This window comes from Haladaptatus sp. CMAA 1909 (assembly GCF_043952005.1).
Lineage (GTDB): Archaea > Halobacteriota > Halobacteria > Halobacteriales > Haladaptataceae > Haladaptatus.
In genome coordinates this window covers 2,853,060-2,866,983 of the sequence record NZ_JBIOAV010000001.1, presented here as the reverse complement: position 1 = coordinate 2,866,983, position 13,924 = coordinate 2,853,060, and the positions used below count along the sequence as shown (strand labels likewise).

Sequence of the window (13,924 nt, the reverse complement as noted above, 5' to 3'; positions counted from 1 at the left end):
GTTTTACCCCCCGATTCCAAGGAACGAACAGATGCAACGTCCACAACTCTCCGGCGACCGGGTACGCTCGCGCTGGTGGTACTGGATCGCGGCGGTACCCGTGGTGTTCGTCTTCTGGCTCGTGACGGTCGCGTGGGTCACGTTCGCCATCATGCTGGAACCGTCCCTTCTCTCCTTCACGTCCGACTCTCCGGTCGTTCACGCGGTGTCCGTCTCCCTCGTCGCGGTGGGAATTCCGTTCGCCGTCCTCATCGTCGTGTTCCCGTTCGCGGTGTTTCAGGACACGCAGGCCATCCACCGCGCCGAACCGGGGTGGGAACCGCCGAGCGGAAACTACGCGCTCGTCGGTCTCCTCGGCCTCGTGGCCGCCGTCATCGGCGGCCTCCTGACGGAAAGTCTCTCGGTTGCGGTCATCACCGGACTCGTCCTCAGCGTTCCGTTCGCGCTCTATTATCTCCGCGAACGACACGACAACCTCGGCGTTCCGTGACCGAGAGCGGCGTTCAGATATCGGTCGTCTCGGGCGGGTCCGCGGCACGCGCGGCGGCGAGTTCCGCCAGTATCTCCTCCTTCGACACCTCGGTATCCGCGTAGGGGTCGGTCACTGCCGCAAACGGTTCCTCGTCATCGAGTGCAGCGGCCCGTTCGACCGCTCGAACCATTCTCGCGGAGAAGACGGGCTTCAGCCGTTCCGCCGCCGTGTCGGGTGTGACCCACTCGTAGTCGTCGTGTTCCTCGTTCAGATCGATTCCCGTCTCTTCCGTTTCACAGCGATAGAGAAGCGTCACCAGCGGGTTTCCCGTCTCGCCGTCCAACCAGCCGCCGTACGCCGCTTCGACCGGTGGCCCGATTTTGGCGTCCACGCCGACCTCCTCCCTGAGTTCGCGGCGTAGTCCGCCGACGAGCGTTTCACCGTACTCGAATCGACCTCCCGGCGGTTCCCAATGGTCGTCGACCTTCGTCACCAACAGGTTCCCGTCCGGCCCGAAGAGGAGCGCTTTCTGCGTAATTTTGCCGACGTACTGCTCGCGTTCGTCCACCATGCGAACACTGCGTACCGACGGATAGTTTAGTTTCGCGTTCAGACGACGCTATCTCGAATTCAACGAAATCCCCGTCGACTGATGGCGACCGGTTCACGTTCGTGCGACTCGATGTCGCTGTCACTCGTTTATTCATTCGAAGAGTTCCCGTGAAATTCTAGTTCGTTTATTCTCCGTGAAACGGTATGGAATATCGCGTGACCATGTTGGATGACCACTTAGAGATCGTTTCGAACGTCCATCGACGCCGATTGTTACTCGACTTACTTCACGAAAATCCGCGGACCGTTCGGACGGATATCGACGATGCGGAGGGACCCGACGAGAGGGAACGGGCGATTCTGATGTATCATATTCACCTCCCCAAATTGGCGGACCACGGCTACATCGAGTGGGATGACGAAACCGGGAAAGTCACGAAAGGGGACCGGTTCGCGGAAATCGAACCGGTTCTCACGGCGCTAACCGAGTATCGAGATAATTCTCCCGATTCCACTTCTGCTGACTGATTAGTCTCCCGGGCCACTGTCGCCGCAGAAACGGCACGGGACGACAGTTGGTTGGGACCCTATCGTATCCCGTGCCGAGTACGGATTCGGTCTACTTCTGTATAACCTTACTGTGATTATCCGAGTGAACAATATGTTTTCTGAGAGGTACTGAATCGTTATTTCGACTTCTCTGGTTACTATTCGACAGAGATTTTATAATATAAGTGCTATATCCCTGTGATCCATAATATCTCGCCTTCCCCGAGCACTTCATTAATGTTGGAACACTAATTATAGTGGTAGTTCCTGAACTCCAACGGTCGTCCTCTCAAATAAAACTGAGGGACCGGACAGGAACTGACTTGTGAGGGGCAGAAAAACAAGGGAACGGTACCGGTGTTCCCGGTAACATGGTTGGGACCCATGAAGGACGAATCTAATCATCAGCAGGCTGTCGAATTGCTTCAGCAACTCGGACTGAAAGAGTACGAGGCGAGATGTCTCGTCGCACTGTCACGCACCCCGGAAGGGACGGCCAAGGAGATAAGCGAAATCTCCGAAGTTCCGCGGACGCGTGTCTACGATGCGATTCGAGTGTTGGAGAGCAAGGGCCTCGTCGAAATTCAACATTCGAATCCGCAGTTGTTCCGTGCCGTGCCGATAGAGGAAGCGGCCGAGACGCTCCGACAGGAGTACGAATCGCGAACGGAGACACTGGTCGAAACGATATCGACCATCGAACCGGCACGGACGCACGGGGACGACCAAACGACGCACGAGATATGGACGTTGAACGGAACCTCGGCCGTCGAGAACCGAACGCAGCAACTCATCGAGAATGCCGACGAGGAAATCGTCCTCGTCATCGGGCACGAAGCGGCCCTCACCGAGAACCTCATCGAACAGTTGCAGGCGGCACAGAGCGCCGACGTTCGCGTTCTCGTCGGCACGTCAAACGACGCGATACGCGAGCAAATAGATCGGGCCATCTCCGATGCGACAATCTTCGTCTCTCAATTGGACTGGCTCGACAGTTCGCCGATTCGGGAGTTCGACGATACGATCATCACCCGTCTCCTGCTGGTCGACAGGGAGACGATTCTGGTCAGCTCGGCCCACGAGACGGAGTCCGGGTCGTTCGAAAACGAGCGGGCGGTGTTCGGTCACGGATTCGATAACGGTATCGTCGTTATCGCGCGCCGACTGATGGCGACCGGTCTGCTCCAGTCCGAGAACGTCGAAACGGGGCGCGACGAGGCCGGAATCATCGACGGAAGCTCGGAGATCGCCGACGAATAAGCGCTCTCACCGCTGGTATCGCCCGCAAGCTACTCGATGCTTTCGAATCCGCCCCCGTTCGGAGCGTTTCCGGACGACGTTGACGACTCAATCCGACCCGCTCGACGCGACGCTCACTTCTCCGTCGCTTCGAACGGTAACGTGATACTCGCCGTATCCGAACGACACGGTGCTTCTCGCATCGGCCCGTTTCGTAAACCGCGGATCGACGATGTCATCCAACGAATCGGGGTTTATCCGCTCGTATAGCGGGTCGAGTTCCTCCTGCCTGCAGTCCGATACCGCTGCGATGGTTTCCATGACGGCGATGCTTGGCGACGTGGAGGACCAATCGTACTGAACGCGCGTCGTTTCGAGGCCCCTTTCCGAGTCATCCACGTCGATCGACGACTCCTCTCCACTCATTACGTCCTGTTTCTACGACCATGGCTATTATAACTTTATGTGATTATCCGAGTGAACTAGCTGACTTTCGATACCGACCCGCCGTTGCCGCGATTCCTCCACCGTGGATCGACGTTTCCGCGTTACGCTTCCGTCCCGGTACGTCCCCGAGACGGGTTGCGAAGGTGGTTTCAATGTCGGGTTCTCAGTATCGGCTATGAGCAATCGCGGAAAGGAACTTCGTCTCGCTACGCGAGGCTCCGACCTCGCAATCCGACAGTCGGGGGAGGTAAAGGCGGCACTGGAAGACCGCCGGTTCTCGGTCGAACTGGTCGAAGTGGAGACGACGGGTGATCAACTGGACGACGCACTCATCACGGAACTGGGGAAGACGGGCGCGTTCGTCCGTAATCTGGATCGAGAGGTGCTGGACGGGGCGGTCGACGGCGCGATTCATTCCATGAAGGACATGCCGACCGACCACCCGGACGAACTGGTCGTCGCGGCCGTCCCCGAGCGTGCCAGCGCGAACGACGTCCTCGTGACGCCGGACGGGAAACCCATCGACGCGCTTCCCGAGGGTGCCGTCGTGGGCACGTCCAGCCTTCGCCGGAAAGCCCAGCTGCTCAACTTCCGTCCCGACTTGACGGTCGAACCCCTCCGCGGAAACGTCGATACGCGGATCGAGAAACTCCTCGCGCCGACCCTTCAGGCCGAACACGAGGAGCGTACCGAGGAGGAAAAGGAGCGGAAAGGCCACCTCGGCAAGAAGGACAGCTATGAGTTCCCGTACGACGAGACCATCGACGAGTGGTTCAACGGCCTCTCGGAGGTCGAACGGCGGGCGCTCGAACGCGACATCGAGACGGAGTACGACGGCATCGTCCTCGCAGAGGCGGGACTCCAACGGAGCGGCCTCGCCCATCACGTCGAGTACGACCGACTGCCGCCGAAGCAGTTCGTCCCCGCACCGGGTCAGGGCGCGCTGGCGGTCATGACGCTGGATTCGGAACTCGCACAGGACCTACACACGGTCCTCGACCACCCGCGGACGCGGGTCGAAACCACCGTCGAACGGACGATTCTCCGCGAACTGAACGGCGGCTGTATCGCCCCCATTGGCGTCCACAGCATCATTCAGGGCGAGAACGTCCACGTCGAAGCGCAGGTGTTCAGCGGGGACGGCTCGGAGGTCGTCTCGATAAAGCGCGACGTGCCGGTCGAAACGCACGTCACCGGCGCGAAGAAGGTGGCGGAGGAACTCGCCGACCGCGGTGCCCGCGACCTCATCGCGGCGGCGCGCGAGGGGAGCGAATGAACGTCGCGGTCTTTCGCCCGGACGACGAACGGTTGGACGAGGCCGTCGACCTCCTGGAATCGCTCGACGTGACCCCCGTCCCCGACCCGATGCTCGCTGTCCGTCCGAGCGACACCGCGCCGCGACAGGCCGACTTCGTCGTCCTGACGAGCAAAACCGGCGTCGAACTCGCACACGAGGCGGGATGGAACCCCGGCGACGCGACGATTTGTGCCATCGGCGAACCCACCGCCGCGACGCTCCGCGAACACGGCTACGATGTCCACATCGTTCCCGACCGATTCTCCTCGCGGGGACTGGTCGCGACCCTCGCCGACCACGTGGACGGCAAAACCGTCGAAGTCGCCCGGAGCGACCACGGAAGCGACGTGCTGACCGACGGCCTCGCCGACGCGGGCGCGGACGTTCACGAGACGATACTGTACGAACTCGTTCGCCCCGAGGGCTCGGGGCGCTCGGCCGAACTCGCCGCCGAAGGCGACCTCGACGCCGCGCTGTTCACCTCCTCGCTTACCGTCGAACACTTCCTCGCCGCCGCCGAGGAACGGGGCATTCGAACCGAGGCGCTGGACGGTCTCCAAGACGCGACCGTCGGCACCATCGGCGATCCGACCCGCGACACCGCCCGCGAGCGAGGTATTCGAGTGGATGTCGTCCCGGACACGGCTTCGTTCGACCTGTTGGCCCGCGAAGCCGTCGAACGCCTCCGCGACGGTCACGACGAGGCTGAAGTTTAAATCGAAAGCCGTGACAAGGATGTATTCATGAGTAGCCCGGTACCGGAACTGAGTGCGCGTGCGACGGCCTGTGCGGACCGATTACGCGATGCGAACGAGGTTCTCCTCGCCTCGCACATCGACGCCGACGGCCTGACGAGCGCGGCCATCGCGTCCTCGGCCCTCGAACGCGCCGGCCTTCCTTTCGAGACGGTGTTCTGCAAACAACTCGACACCGAGGCGCTCGCGGCGATCGCGGCGACCGAGTACGACACCGTCCTCTTCACCGACTTCGGGAGCGGCCAACTCGACATCATCGCCGATCACGAGTCTGCGGGCGACTTCGAACCCGTCATCGCGGACCATCACCAGCCAGCGGACGCGGACACGGAGCTCCACCTCAATCCGCTCCTGTTCGGTCTCGACGGTTCCTCGGAACTCTCTGGAGCAGGCGCGAGTTACGTCCTTGCCCGAGCGCTCGAACCCGAAGCGGGTGACAATCGGGACCTCGCGGCCCTCGCCGTCGTCGGTGCGGTGGGTGACATGCAAATTTCGGACGGCGAACTCGTCGGCGCGAACACTGGCATCGTGGCGGAGGGAATCGACGCGGGCGTGGTCGAAACCGGGACCGACCTTGCGCTGTACGGCAAGCAGACGCGTCCGCTGCCGAAACTGCTGGAGTACGCGACGGACGTGTACATCCCCGGCATCTCGAACGACCAGAACGGCGTCCTCCGCTTCCTCAACGGCGTCGGCATCGACCTGAAGGAGGACGGCGACTGGCGTCGCTGGGTGGATTTGACCGCCGACGAGCGCCAAACCGTCGCCAGCGCGCTCGTCAAACGCGCGATGCGGAAGGGCGTCTCCGCGAGCAAAATCGAGGGCCTGGTCGGCACCACCTACACGCTTGCCGCGGAACCGGAGGGAACCGAACTCCGCGACGTGAGCGAGTTCTCCACCCTGCTCAACGCGACGGCGCGCTACGAACGCGCCGACGTCGGCCTCGCGGTCTGTCTCGGCGACAGAGACGCCGCCCTGGAACGAGCGCGGACGCTCCTGACCAACCACCGGCGAAACCTCTCGGAGGCAATCAGTTGGGTCCAGTCGGAAGGCGTCACGAAGGAGGAAAACGTCCAGTGGTTCCACGCGGAAGACCGGGTGCGCGAAACCATCGTCGGCATCGTCGCGGGCATGGCGGTGGGCGCGAACGGCATCGACCGAAACGTCCCGATTCTCGCCTTCGCGGAGAAGAACGACGAGGAAGTGAAAGTCTCCTCGCGCGGGACGCCAGCGCTCACGCGCAAGGGACTCGACCTTTCGGTCGTGATGAAAACCGCGTCACAGGCCGTCGGCGGCGACGGTGGCGGGCACAACGTCGCAGCAGGTGCGACGGTGCCGAAAGGGAAGGAAGAAGAATTCATCCAACACGCCGACGAACTGGTCGGCGAGCAACTCGGCTAGGTTTTCGAACTCGATATCTGCATTCAGTATTTCGCTGCCAACTCCTCGAACCGTTCGAGGTCGTGGCCGTGCAACACGTCGCAGTCGTGGACCCGTTCGAGTTCTTTCAGGGTGTACAGGCTGTCGCGCCACGCGCGTTCGCTCCACAACAGACCGGGACCGAGCGGGACTTCGTCGGCGTAGTTCGCATCGACATAACATTCGTCGCCCGCGATGAGGAGCGTTCCCTCGTCCGTGTCGATTCGTGCGCCGAGGACGCCTGGCGTGTGTCCCGGCAGGTGGAGGAGTTCGAATCCGTCGGCTATCGTGTGCGTGTCGCGGTGAACGATTTCCCAGTTCAAATCGCGGTCGAAATCGGAGGCGAGGTAGGCGATGGACCCGTCGTCCGTCTTCGCGGAGTAGTAGGCGAACTTCAGTTCCTCCTCGTGGACGTAGATGGGAACGTCGCGCCCCTCGAACGCCCCGAGTTGACCCGCGTGGTCGAGGTGGAGGTGGCTCATCACGACGGCGTCGATGTCGTCGAGTTCGTATCCCGCATCCGCGAGGTCGTCTTCGAGGGCGTGTTCCTCGGCGTCGTAGGCTTCGAACGCGCCGTAGAGCGGGTCGGGCCAGTACTCCGCGGCGTTCGTGGGACTGCCGGTATCCCAGAGGAACGTTCCGGCGTCCGTTTCGACGACGGCGTTCCAGACGACGAAGTCGATGCGCTCGTGGTCGGGGTTCGGGTTCTCGGCGCTCGCCATCGAGTACCCGTCGATGACGTAGGCGGTGTCGGCGCGGACGCGGCCGCGGTCGATGAGGGTGACTTCCGGCATATCGTGTCTCTCATTCTACGCGGACAAAATCTCTCACATCTTCGTGTTGGTCCTGTGGTCAGCCCGCCTGTGACCGGAAAGGCGGGACGGTCGGAAACGGTGCGACGTCAGGAGTTCGTGCGTCTTTCCACCGAATCTCTGATGTAAAACGCGGCCGCGCCGTGGTCGTTTTGCCACGAATAGGCGAACGTAAAGCGACCGGGGATCCGAGTCAGCACTCGTCCGTCATCGCTTTCGCCCGTGACCCCGCTCCACTCGGCGTCGTCCGCTTCGAACGTTGCTCCGTCGTCGGACGGCTCGAACTCGAATCCGGGATCTTCGAACGCGTCGAGTCCCTCCTCGGTTGCGAAAACGACGATCTCGGTCCCTCCCACGGTCGTCTGGACGACTCGACCCGCTTCCTCAACTCGTGGACGCGGAAAGCCGAGCGCTTCGTTGCCGAGCGTAACTCCGAGCGTTCGTGTCTTTGCAGCGATGTCCTCCAATTCGCTCACCTCCCAGTTGCGATGGCCGCCGTGAACAGGTGGAAATCCGAAGGCGTCACTTCGTTCGTAGATATCCATCGGGACGCCGTCGTACTCGACTCGCTCCTCGGCCGAACCGAATACCCAATCCGAAAGTTCGATACCGCCTTGCATGATTCGGAAGAACGGACGAACGTTCACGTTCGTGGTTCCGGATTCGGGGTCCCGAACGAGATTGGCCGCACGGACGAGATGGGATACCGCGTCCGCAACATCCCGTCCCGCCGGATGCGCGAGCAACGCCGTCATCGCTTTTTCGAAACGATAGAATTGGTACGGCGTCCGCGCGCTGGGTCGTTCGAGAACCGTCCCGTTCGGACTCTCCGCGGAGTACTCGTCCCACGTCGTCATTCGAACGGAACACAGGTCGAGTTCGTTTCCCTCGAATTCACCGCTCAGGCAGTTTCCGGTGGACTGCTTCCATTCGGAACCGGTTTCTCGATCACGCATTACGAAGTTGTTATCCACGAGTTTTCCCGCGAATTCGAACGTGAGCGTCCGCCCGTCTATTTTACGCTCGTACGCGACGCCGCTTCCGCAGAGCGGACACCACGTGACGACGACCGGTGTCCCGTCGATTTCATCGTTGATCATGTGATGCAGATCGAGGATCGGAACGGGATACGCTCTGGGTTCCCCCTCCGTCCCGATGACCAACAGTTCGTCGTCACCGTCACCGAAATACGTCGTCGTGAACGCCGGTTCGGTGACGCTCGGGATGAAGTCGGTATCGAAACCTTCGATGATTTCCATTTGGCTCATCGGTCAACCCTTCGGACTCGCCATTCAAAAAATGACATCTATGCATCAGGTTCGTTGCGGAGCGTCCCGTGAGTCGATTACCTTCGGGTAACCGATCACCGTGTCAGTCAAATCGTCGCGAGTGCCACACGAGCGACCGGACGAACTCACCTGTGGGGGCACACGAGTTCTTAAACCCATCGTGGCCCTAGCCGGGACATGGACCAGAAGGATCGTGAGTACCTGTTCACCTCCGGTCTCGACGACGAGGATTCGGTGGTTGGCTCCGTGATCGAACTCCTCAGTCGAAAATGGACACGGGCGATCATCGAAGTGTTACTCGCCGAGGACGGGCGTCGGTACAACGAACTCAATGACGAAATCGACGGTATCTCCGACAAGGTGCTCTCCGACTCCCTGAAACGACTCGAATCGTTCCACTTGGTGCGCCGCGAAGTCGTCGATGACAGGCCCGTTCAAGTCAAGTATTGGCTCACGGAACCGGGTGCCTCGTTGGAGGAAGTCGTCGATGCGGTAGTGAACTGGACCGAAAATTATCAGCAGCACCTCGACTCGGAGACAGACGCGTGATTTCCGGTTCGAACGAACGTGGGTCGAACCGCTGCGGCCGTCACTGCCAGACAACCTGCGTACCGAGGAGCGTCGATGGGTTCGAATAGCCTCATTTTTACTCCTCCCTCCCCACGGTTCCCACATGACCGAGTTCGACGCGGAAAAGTTCGAGGACAAGTACGTCCACTACTTCAACGAACTCCAGCGGGCGTACAAGAACGCCTTCAACCGCATGAACGACGAGTACGACTCCGAACTGATTCACGCCATCGACCAGCAGGTGTTGAACGAGAGCGAACCGTTTTACGAAGGGGATGGCGAGTTCCGTATCGAACTCCCTGACAATCCGGTCGACCGCGTGCAGGGCATCCTCGTGGACGACGAGAAACTCGAAGGGGTACTTTCGGCGTACGTGGACCAACTGGAGTACCAACTGGCCCGCGTGTTCGGCTTCACTTCGAGCGAGAACTGACCGTAAGGGGCGGTTCGGTCGTCGTTTTCGGAAACTGCCGAAATAGCGCTAGTCAGCGGCGATTCGTGCCGGATTTCGCCCGTGAGACAGTGGAAAGGCCTAAGGAGGCTGGCACCATACCTCGACACATGAGCACAGAAACTCAGGAAGACGGAGACGACCTCGAAGAGCGGGTCAGCAACTTCCTGCGCCGTAACTTCCCACAGATTCAGATGCACGGCGGGAGTGCTGCAATCCAGCAGATCGACCGCGAAACCGGCGAAGTCACCATCATGCTGGGCGGCGCATGCAGCGGCTGTGGCATCTCCCCGATGACGATTCAGGCCATCAAGAGCCGAATGGTCAAGGAGATTCCCGAAATCAACAAGGTCATCGCCGAAACCGGTATGGGCGGCGACGGCGGAATGGGCGGCGGCATGAGTCCGTCCTTCCCCGGCGAGTCGAGCGGCGACGGTGACGACGACGAAGGACCCCAAGCTCCCTTCTAAGGGTTATATTTTTAGTTTTCGGCCGATTCCAGGGGCTGAATCACGATATTTATCCCACCGGACGGTGTAGCAGGCGACAGTATGACGAACGACGACGCCGCGGCGCAAAACGTCGTATTCGTTGTGATGGATACGGTTCGGAAGGACCACCTCTCCGTCTACGGATACGACCGCCCGACGACGCCGGGCCTCGAACGGTTCGCCGAGGAAGCGACCGTCTTCGAGCAAGCGGTTTCTCCCGCTCCTTGGACCCTACCGGTGCACGCCTCCCTGTTCACTGGAATGTATCCCAGCGAACACGGTGCGAGCCAAGAAAACCCGTATCTGGAGGGTGCGACAACGCTCGCAGAGACCCTCTCCGCCGCCGGGTACGACACCTCGTGTTACTCCTCTAACGCGTGGATTACGCCGTACACGCACCTGACGGACGGTTTCGACGATCAGGACAACTTCTTCGAAGTGATGCCGGGGGACTTCCTCTCGGGGCCGATGGCGAAGGCGTGGAAGACGATGAACGACAACGAGTCGCTTCGAAAGGTCGCCGACAAACTGGTCAGTCTCGGCAACGTCGCCCACGAGTACCTCGCCAGCGGCGAGGGCGCGGATTCGAAGACGCCGCAGGTCATCGACCAGACCATCGAGTTCATCGACGACTCGGACGGGCCGTACTTCTCGTTCATCAACCTGATGGACGCCCACCTGCCGTACCACCCGCCGAAGGAGTACCGCAAGGAGTTCGCCCCGAACGTCGATTCGACCAAGGTGTGCCAGAACTCGAAGGAGTACAACTGCGGCGCACGCGACATCAGCGACAAGGAATGGGGCGCGATCGGTGGGCTGTACGATGCCGAAATCCGCCACATCGACGACCAACTCCAGCGACTGTTCACGTGGATGCGGGAGAACAACGAGTGGGACGATACGATGGTCGTCATCTGCGCCGATCACGGCGAACTGCATGGCGAACACGACCTGTACGGCCACGAGTTCTGTGTCTACGACCCGCTGGTCAACGTTCCGCTGATGATCAAACATCCCGAGATGGACCCCGGCGTGAGCGACGAACAGGTCGAACTCATCGACCTCTATCACACCGTTCTCGACCACACGGGCGTCTCGGGATCGGATTCGACCCGGCCGCTCGAAGAGGCGCGGTCGCTCCTCGACGCGGATTACCGCGCGTTCGCGGACGACGTCCCCGGCGACGGCGAGTGCGCCTTCGTGGAGTACTACCGACCCGTGGTCGAACTGAAACAATTGGAAGAGAAGGCAAAGGGTGCGAACATCACGCTGGACGAGAACTCGCGATTTTACTCGCGGATGCGTGCGGCCCGCAGACCCGACGCGAAGTACATCCGGAACGAGCGTATCGAGGACGAGTTCTACCATCTGGACGACGACCCTGACGAACTGAACGATGTCAAGGGCGAGGGAAGCGAGGAAGAGATCGAACTCGAAGCCGCCCTCTCCGCGTTTGAGGAGACGGTCGGCGGCGAGTGGAAGGAGGTCTCCGACGACGACGTCCTCGGCGATATGAGCGACGACGCGAAGGACCGACTCCAAGACCTCGGTTACATCGACTAGCGTGCCCGACGAGTCGGCATCGGACGGCGGGGAGGCGCTGTCCGCAGGACTGTCGGAGCGGTTGGGGACCGGGAAGCTACTGCTCGGGTTCGTCGTCGCGGTGGTCCTCATCTACCTCCTCGTCGTCGCCTCCGGGTGGCGGCGGGTGCTCCACACGTTGGCGGGCACGGATTACACGTGGGTGTGGGTAGCCTGCATCTCGACGTTCATCGGCCTCGCCGCGTGGGGCAAAGCGTGGCAAATCGTCCTCGCAGTCCTCGACATCGAGGTGGAGTTCAGACGCCTCGTGGTCACGTACCTCGCGGCGACGTTCGCCAACTACGTTACCCCGTTGGGACAGGCGGGCGGCGAACCGTTCATCGCCTACATCCTCTCGCGGGATACGGAAGCGAACTACGAGGATAGCCTCGCGAGCGTCGTGACGGCGGACCTGCTCAACCTCCTGCCGTTTTTCAACTTCGCAGCGCTCGGATTGAGCTACCTGCTCATTCGCGCGTCGCTCCCCGACAACGCGAAGACGCTCGCACAGGGACTCGTCGTGCTGGCGTTCGGCGTTCCGGCGATCGCCTACATCGGCTGGCGATATCGACAGCGCGTCGAGGACCTCGTAATTCGGCTCGCGGAACCCATCGCGAGTCGAACGTCTCGAATCTCGGTCGAGGGGGTTCGACAACGTATCGACCGATTTTACCGTTCGCTGGAGCGCATCGCCAGCGAACCGCGAGAACTGCTGTTCGCGCTCGTCTTCTCGTACACTGGGTGGGTGTTCTTCGCCTTGCCCCTCTACTTCGCGGGGCGGGCGCTCGGACTGCCGCTCCCGCTGGTGCTCGTGCTCTTCATCGTTCCGGCGAGCACGTTGGCCGGACTGACGCCGACGCCGGGCGGACTGGCGGGCGTGGAAGCCGCGCTCACCGTCCTCATCGTCGCGCTCGTTCCGGCGATTCCGTGGAGTTCGGGTGTGGCCGCCGCCATCATCTACCGCGTGGCGAGTTACTGGTTCGTCCTCCTCATCGGCGGCATCGCGTCGCTGTTCGTGATCATGCGGTCGTGAACGCTTCCGCCGTCACATTTCGTTCTCCCGTTTTCACTTCTCCTGTTTTCACTTCTCCCGTTCCCACGTTCGTACCAGTCCCGCGAGCGTCCGGTTGACGGGCGTTTCGATGCCGTGTTCTTCGCCGCGAGCGACGACGTAGCCGTTTATCGCGTCGATTTCGGTCCGGCGTCCCGCCTCGACGTCTTGGCGCATCGAGGAGGTGTTCGCCGCCGTCGCGTCGGCGACGTCCCGCATCGCCGCGACTGCGTTCGAATCGCTCAGGGAAACGCCCTCCGCACGAGCGACGGCGGCCGTCTCTCGGGCCGCCGCCGCGCCGACGCTCTCGCCATCGCCGGAGCGAAGCGCACCGTTTGCCACCCGCGCGAGCGCGGTGGTCGGATTGATTCCCGCATTCACGGCGAGTTTTTCCCACAACCGCCGCGGCATGTCGTCGGCCACCATCGTCTCGATCCCCGCGGCGGAAAACGCCTCGCCGATGCGAGCGGCCAGCACGGAGCGTCCGCCGTCGCGCCCGCCCAGAACGACTTCCCCGATGCCCGTACACTCCACCCGTCCGGGTTCGGTCAGTACCGCGCCGTAGGTCGCGGTTCCGGCGAGGACGGGACAGTCGAGGTGGGAAGCGAGTCGCTCCTCGTTTCCCATCCCGTTCTGGAGGGACAGCACGCCGTCGAACTCCCCGGTCCCCAACTGCCGGGCCGCGGTTTCAGAGTGGAACGATTTCACCGTCACGATGGCACAGTCCGCGCGGAGTTCCGTCCCGTCGGTGGTCGCGTCCAAATGTACGTGAAAGTCGAACTCGCCCCCGACCGACAGTCCGGAGTCGAGGACCGCGCTGGCGTGGGGGTCGCGGGCGACGAGCGTGACCGCGTGCTCACGGGCGAGCAAGCCCCCGACTAACGTCCCGAGGCTTCCCGCGCCGAACACGACGATGTTCATACCCGACCGAGGCGTTCGGGGGTAAAAA

16 protein-coding genes are annotated in these 13,924 nt (G+C 61.7%); 11 read left to right on the top strand and 5 right to left on the bottom strand.

The window, feature by feature from the left end; all coding sequences use genetic code 11:
• The first annotated feature begins 31 nt into the window (after nt 1-31).
• Nucleotides 32-490, top strand: coding sequence for a hypothetical protein (locus ACGYLY_RS15515; RefSeq protein ID WP_395284048.1), 459 nt, complete (start codon nt 32-34; stop codon nt 488-490).
• 13 nt (nt 491-503) lie between these two features.
• On the opposite strand, the gene ACGYLY_RS15510 is transcribed toward ACGYLY_RS15515, so the two are convergent.
• Nucleotides 504-1,043 (bottom strand): NUDIX domain-containing protein, encoded by a 540-nt coding sequence (locus ACGYLY_RS15510; RefSeq protein ID WP_395284049.1) that lies wholly within the window; start codon nt 1,041-1,043, stop codon nt 504-506.
• Nucleotides 1,044-1,228: 185 nt separating this feature from the next.
• Between ACGYLY_RS15510 and ACGYLY_RS15505 the strand changes: the two genes are divergently transcribed.
• The gene (locus tag ACGYLY_RS15505) at nt 1,229-1,552 is read left to right on the top strand and encodes a transcriptional regulator (RefSeq protein WP_395284050.1); all 324 of its coding nucleotides are present in this window, start codon (nt 1,229-1,231) and stop codon (nt 1,550-1,552) included.
• 405 nt (nt 1,553-1,957) lie between these two features.
• Nucleotides 1,958-2,833 (top strand): TrmB family transcriptional regulator, encoded by an 876-nt coding sequence (locus ACGYLY_RS15500; protein WP_395284051.1) that lies wholly within the window; start codon nt 1,958-1,960, stop codon nt 2,831-2,833.
• Between the two features lie 87 nt (nt 2,834-2,920).
• Here ACGYLY_RS15500 and ACGYLY_RS15495 read toward each other — a convergent pair whose 3' ends face one another.
• Complete coding sequence (locus tag ACGYLY_RS15495; RefSeq protein WP_395284052.1) at nt 2,921-3,238, bottom strand: HalOD1 output domain-containing protein; 318 nt, start codon at nt 3,236-3,238, stop codon at nt 2,921-2,923.
• A 196-nt stretch (nt 3,239-3,434) separates the two neighbouring features.
• Between ACGYLY_RS15495 and hemC the strand changes: the two genes are divergently transcribed.
• Genes hemC through ACGYLY_RS15480 form a run of 3 tightly spaced genes read left to right on the top strand, consistent with a single transcriptional unit; the run spans nt 3,435 to nt 6,712 of the window.
• The gene (gene hemC / locus ACGYLY_RS15490) at nt 3,435-4,535 is read left to right on the top strand and encodes a hydroxymethylbilane synthase (RefSeq protein ID WP_395284053.1); all 1,101 of its coding nucleotides are present in this window, start codon (nt 3,435-3,437) and stop codon (nt 4,533-4,535) included.
• Nucleotides 4,532-5,272 (top strand): uroporphyrinogen-III synthase, encoded by a 741-nt coding sequence (locus ACGYLY_RS15485; RefSeq protein WP_395284054.1) that lies wholly within the window; start codon nt 4,532-4,534, stop codon nt 5,270-5,272. The genes hemC and ACGYLY_RS15485 overlap by 4 nt, the downstream gene beginning before the upstream one ends.
• 27 nt (nt 5,273-5,299) lie before the next feature.
• Nucleotides 5,300-6,712, top strand: coding sequence for a DHHA1 domain-containing protein (locus tag ACGYLY_RS15480; protein WP_395284055.1), 1,413 nt, complete (start codon nt 5,300-5,302; stop codon nt 6,710-6,712).
• Nucleotides 6,713-6,735: 23 nt separating this feature from the next.
• Here ACGYLY_RS15480 and ACGYLY_RS15475 read toward each other — a convergent pair whose 3' ends face one another.
• Nucleotides 6,736-7,524, bottom strand: coding sequence for an N-acyl homoserine lactonase family protein (locus ACGYLY_RS15475; protein ID WP_395284056.1), 789 nt, complete (start codon nt 7,522-7,524; stop codon nt 6,736-6,738).
• A gap of 107 nt (nt 7,525-7,631) precedes the next feature.
• Nucleotides 7,632-8,801 (bottom strand): DUF3179 domain-containing (seleno)protein, encoded by a 1,170-nt coding sequence (locus tag ACGYLY_RS15470; RefSeq protein WP_395284057.1) that lies wholly within the window; start codon nt 8,799-8,801, stop codon nt 7,632-7,634.
• A gap of 207 nt (nt 8,802-9,008) precedes the next feature.
• On the opposite strand from ACGYLY_RS15470, the gene ACGYLY_RS15465 reads away from it, so the two are divergent.
• The 5 genes from ACGYLY_RS15465 (at nt 9,009) to ACGYLY_RS15445 (ending at nt 12,957) form a co-directional block, all read left to right on the top strand.
• Complete coding sequence (locus tag ACGYLY_RS15465; RefSeq protein ID WP_395284058.1) at nt 9,009-9,380, top strand: winged helix-turn-helix transcriptional regulator; 372 nt, start codon at nt 9,009-9,011, stop codon at nt 9,378-9,380.
• 124 nt (nt 9,381-9,504) lie between these two features.
• Entirely contained in the window at nt 9,505-9,834 is a 330-nt protein-coding gene (locus tag ACGYLY_RS15460) for a DUF5783 family protein (RefSeq protein ID WP_395284059.1), read from the top strand.
• A 128-nt stretch (nt 9,835-9,962) separates the two neighbouring features.
• On the top strand, nt 9,963-10,322 hold the full coding sequence (locus tag ACGYLY_RS15455) for a NifU family protein (protein WP_231186274.1): 360 nt from the start codon (nt 9,963-9,965) through the stop codon (nt 10,320-10,322).
• An 81-nt stretch (nt 10,323-10,403) separates the two neighbouring features.
• Entirely contained in the window at nt 10,404-11,906 is a 1,503-nt protein-coding gene (locus ACGYLY_RS15450; protein WP_395284060.1) for a sulfatase, read from the top strand.
• A gap of 1 nt (nt 11,907) precedes the next feature.
• Nucleotides 11,908-12,957, top strand: coding sequence for a YbhN family protein (locus ACGYLY_RS15445; protein WP_395284061.1), 1,050 nt, complete (start codon nt 11,908-11,910; stop codon nt 12,955-12,957).
• 48 nt (nt 12,958-13,005) lie between these two features.
• Here ACGYLY_RS15445 and ACGYLY_RS15440 read toward each other — a convergent pair whose 3' ends face one another.
• Nucleotides 13,006-13,896 carry a ketopantoate reductase family protein gene (locus ACGYLY_RS15440; RefSeq protein WP_395284062.1) on the bottom strand — a complete coding sequence of 297 codons (891 nt, stop codon included), beginning with the start codon at nt 13,894-13,896 and terminating at the stop codon, nt 13,006-13,008.
• Nucleotides 13,897-13,924 lie beyond the last annotated feature (28 nt).

Coding starts and splice junctions, on each gene's coding strand:
- ACGYLY_RS15515 (WP_395284048.1), top strand. CDS start 32: ATGCAACGTCCACAACTCTCCGGCGACCGGGTACGCTCGCGCTGGTGG.
- ACGYLY_RS15510 (WP_395284049.1), bottom strand. CDS start 1,043: ATGGTGGACGAACGCGAGCAGTACGTCGGCAAAATTACGCAGAAAGCG.
- ACGYLY_RS15505 (WP_395284050.1), top strand. CDS start 1,229: ATGGAATATCGCGTGACCATGTTGGATGACCACTTAGAGATCGTTTCG.
- ACGYLY_RS15500 (WP_395284051.1), top strand. CDS start 1,958: ATGAAGGACGAATCTAATCATCAGCAGGCTGTCGAATTGCTTCAGCAA.
- ACGYLY_RS15495 (WP_395284052.1), bottom strand. CDS start 3,238: ATGAGTGGAGAGGAGTCGTCGATCGACGTGGATGACTCGGAAAGGGGC.
- hemC (WP_395284053.1), top strand. CDS start 3,435: ATGAGCAATCGCGGAAAGGAACTTCGTCTCGCTACGCGAGGCTCCGAC.
- ACGYLY_RS15485 (WP_395284054.1), top strand. CDS start 4,532: ATGAACGTCGCGGTCTTTCGCCCGGACGACGAACGGTTGGACGAGGCC.
- ACGYLY_RS15480 (WP_395284055.1), top strand. CDS start 5,300: ATGAGTAGCCCGGTACCGGAACTGAGTGCGCGTGCGACGGCCTGTGCG.
- ACGYLY_RS15475 (WP_395284056.1), bottom strand. CDS start 7,524: ATGCCGGAAGTCACCCTCATCGACCGCGGCCGCGTCCGCGCCGACACC.
- ACGYLY_RS15470 (WP_395284057.1), bottom strand. CDS start 8,801: ATGGAAATCATCGAAGGTTTCGATACCGACTTCATCCCGAGCGTCACC.
- ACGYLY_RS15465 (WP_395284058.1), top strand. CDS start 9,009: ATGGACCAGAAGGATCGTGAGTACCTGTTCACCTCCGGTCTCGACGAC.
- ACGYLY_RS15460 (WP_395284059.1), top strand. CDS start 9,505: ATGACCGAGTTCGACGCGGAAAAGTTCGAGGACAAGTACGTCCACTAC.
- ACGYLY_RS15455 (WP_231186274.1), top strand. CDS start 9,963: ATGAGCACAGAAACTCAGGAAGACGGAGACGACCTCGAAGAGCGGGTC.
- ACGYLY_RS15450 (WP_395284060.1), top strand. CDS start 10,404: ATGACGAACGACGACGCCGCGGCGCAAAACGTCGTATTCGTTGTGATG.
- ACGYLY_RS15440 (WP_395284062.1), bottom strand. CDS start 13,896: ATGAACATCGTCGTGTTCGGCGCGGGAAGCCTCGGGACGTTAGTCGGG.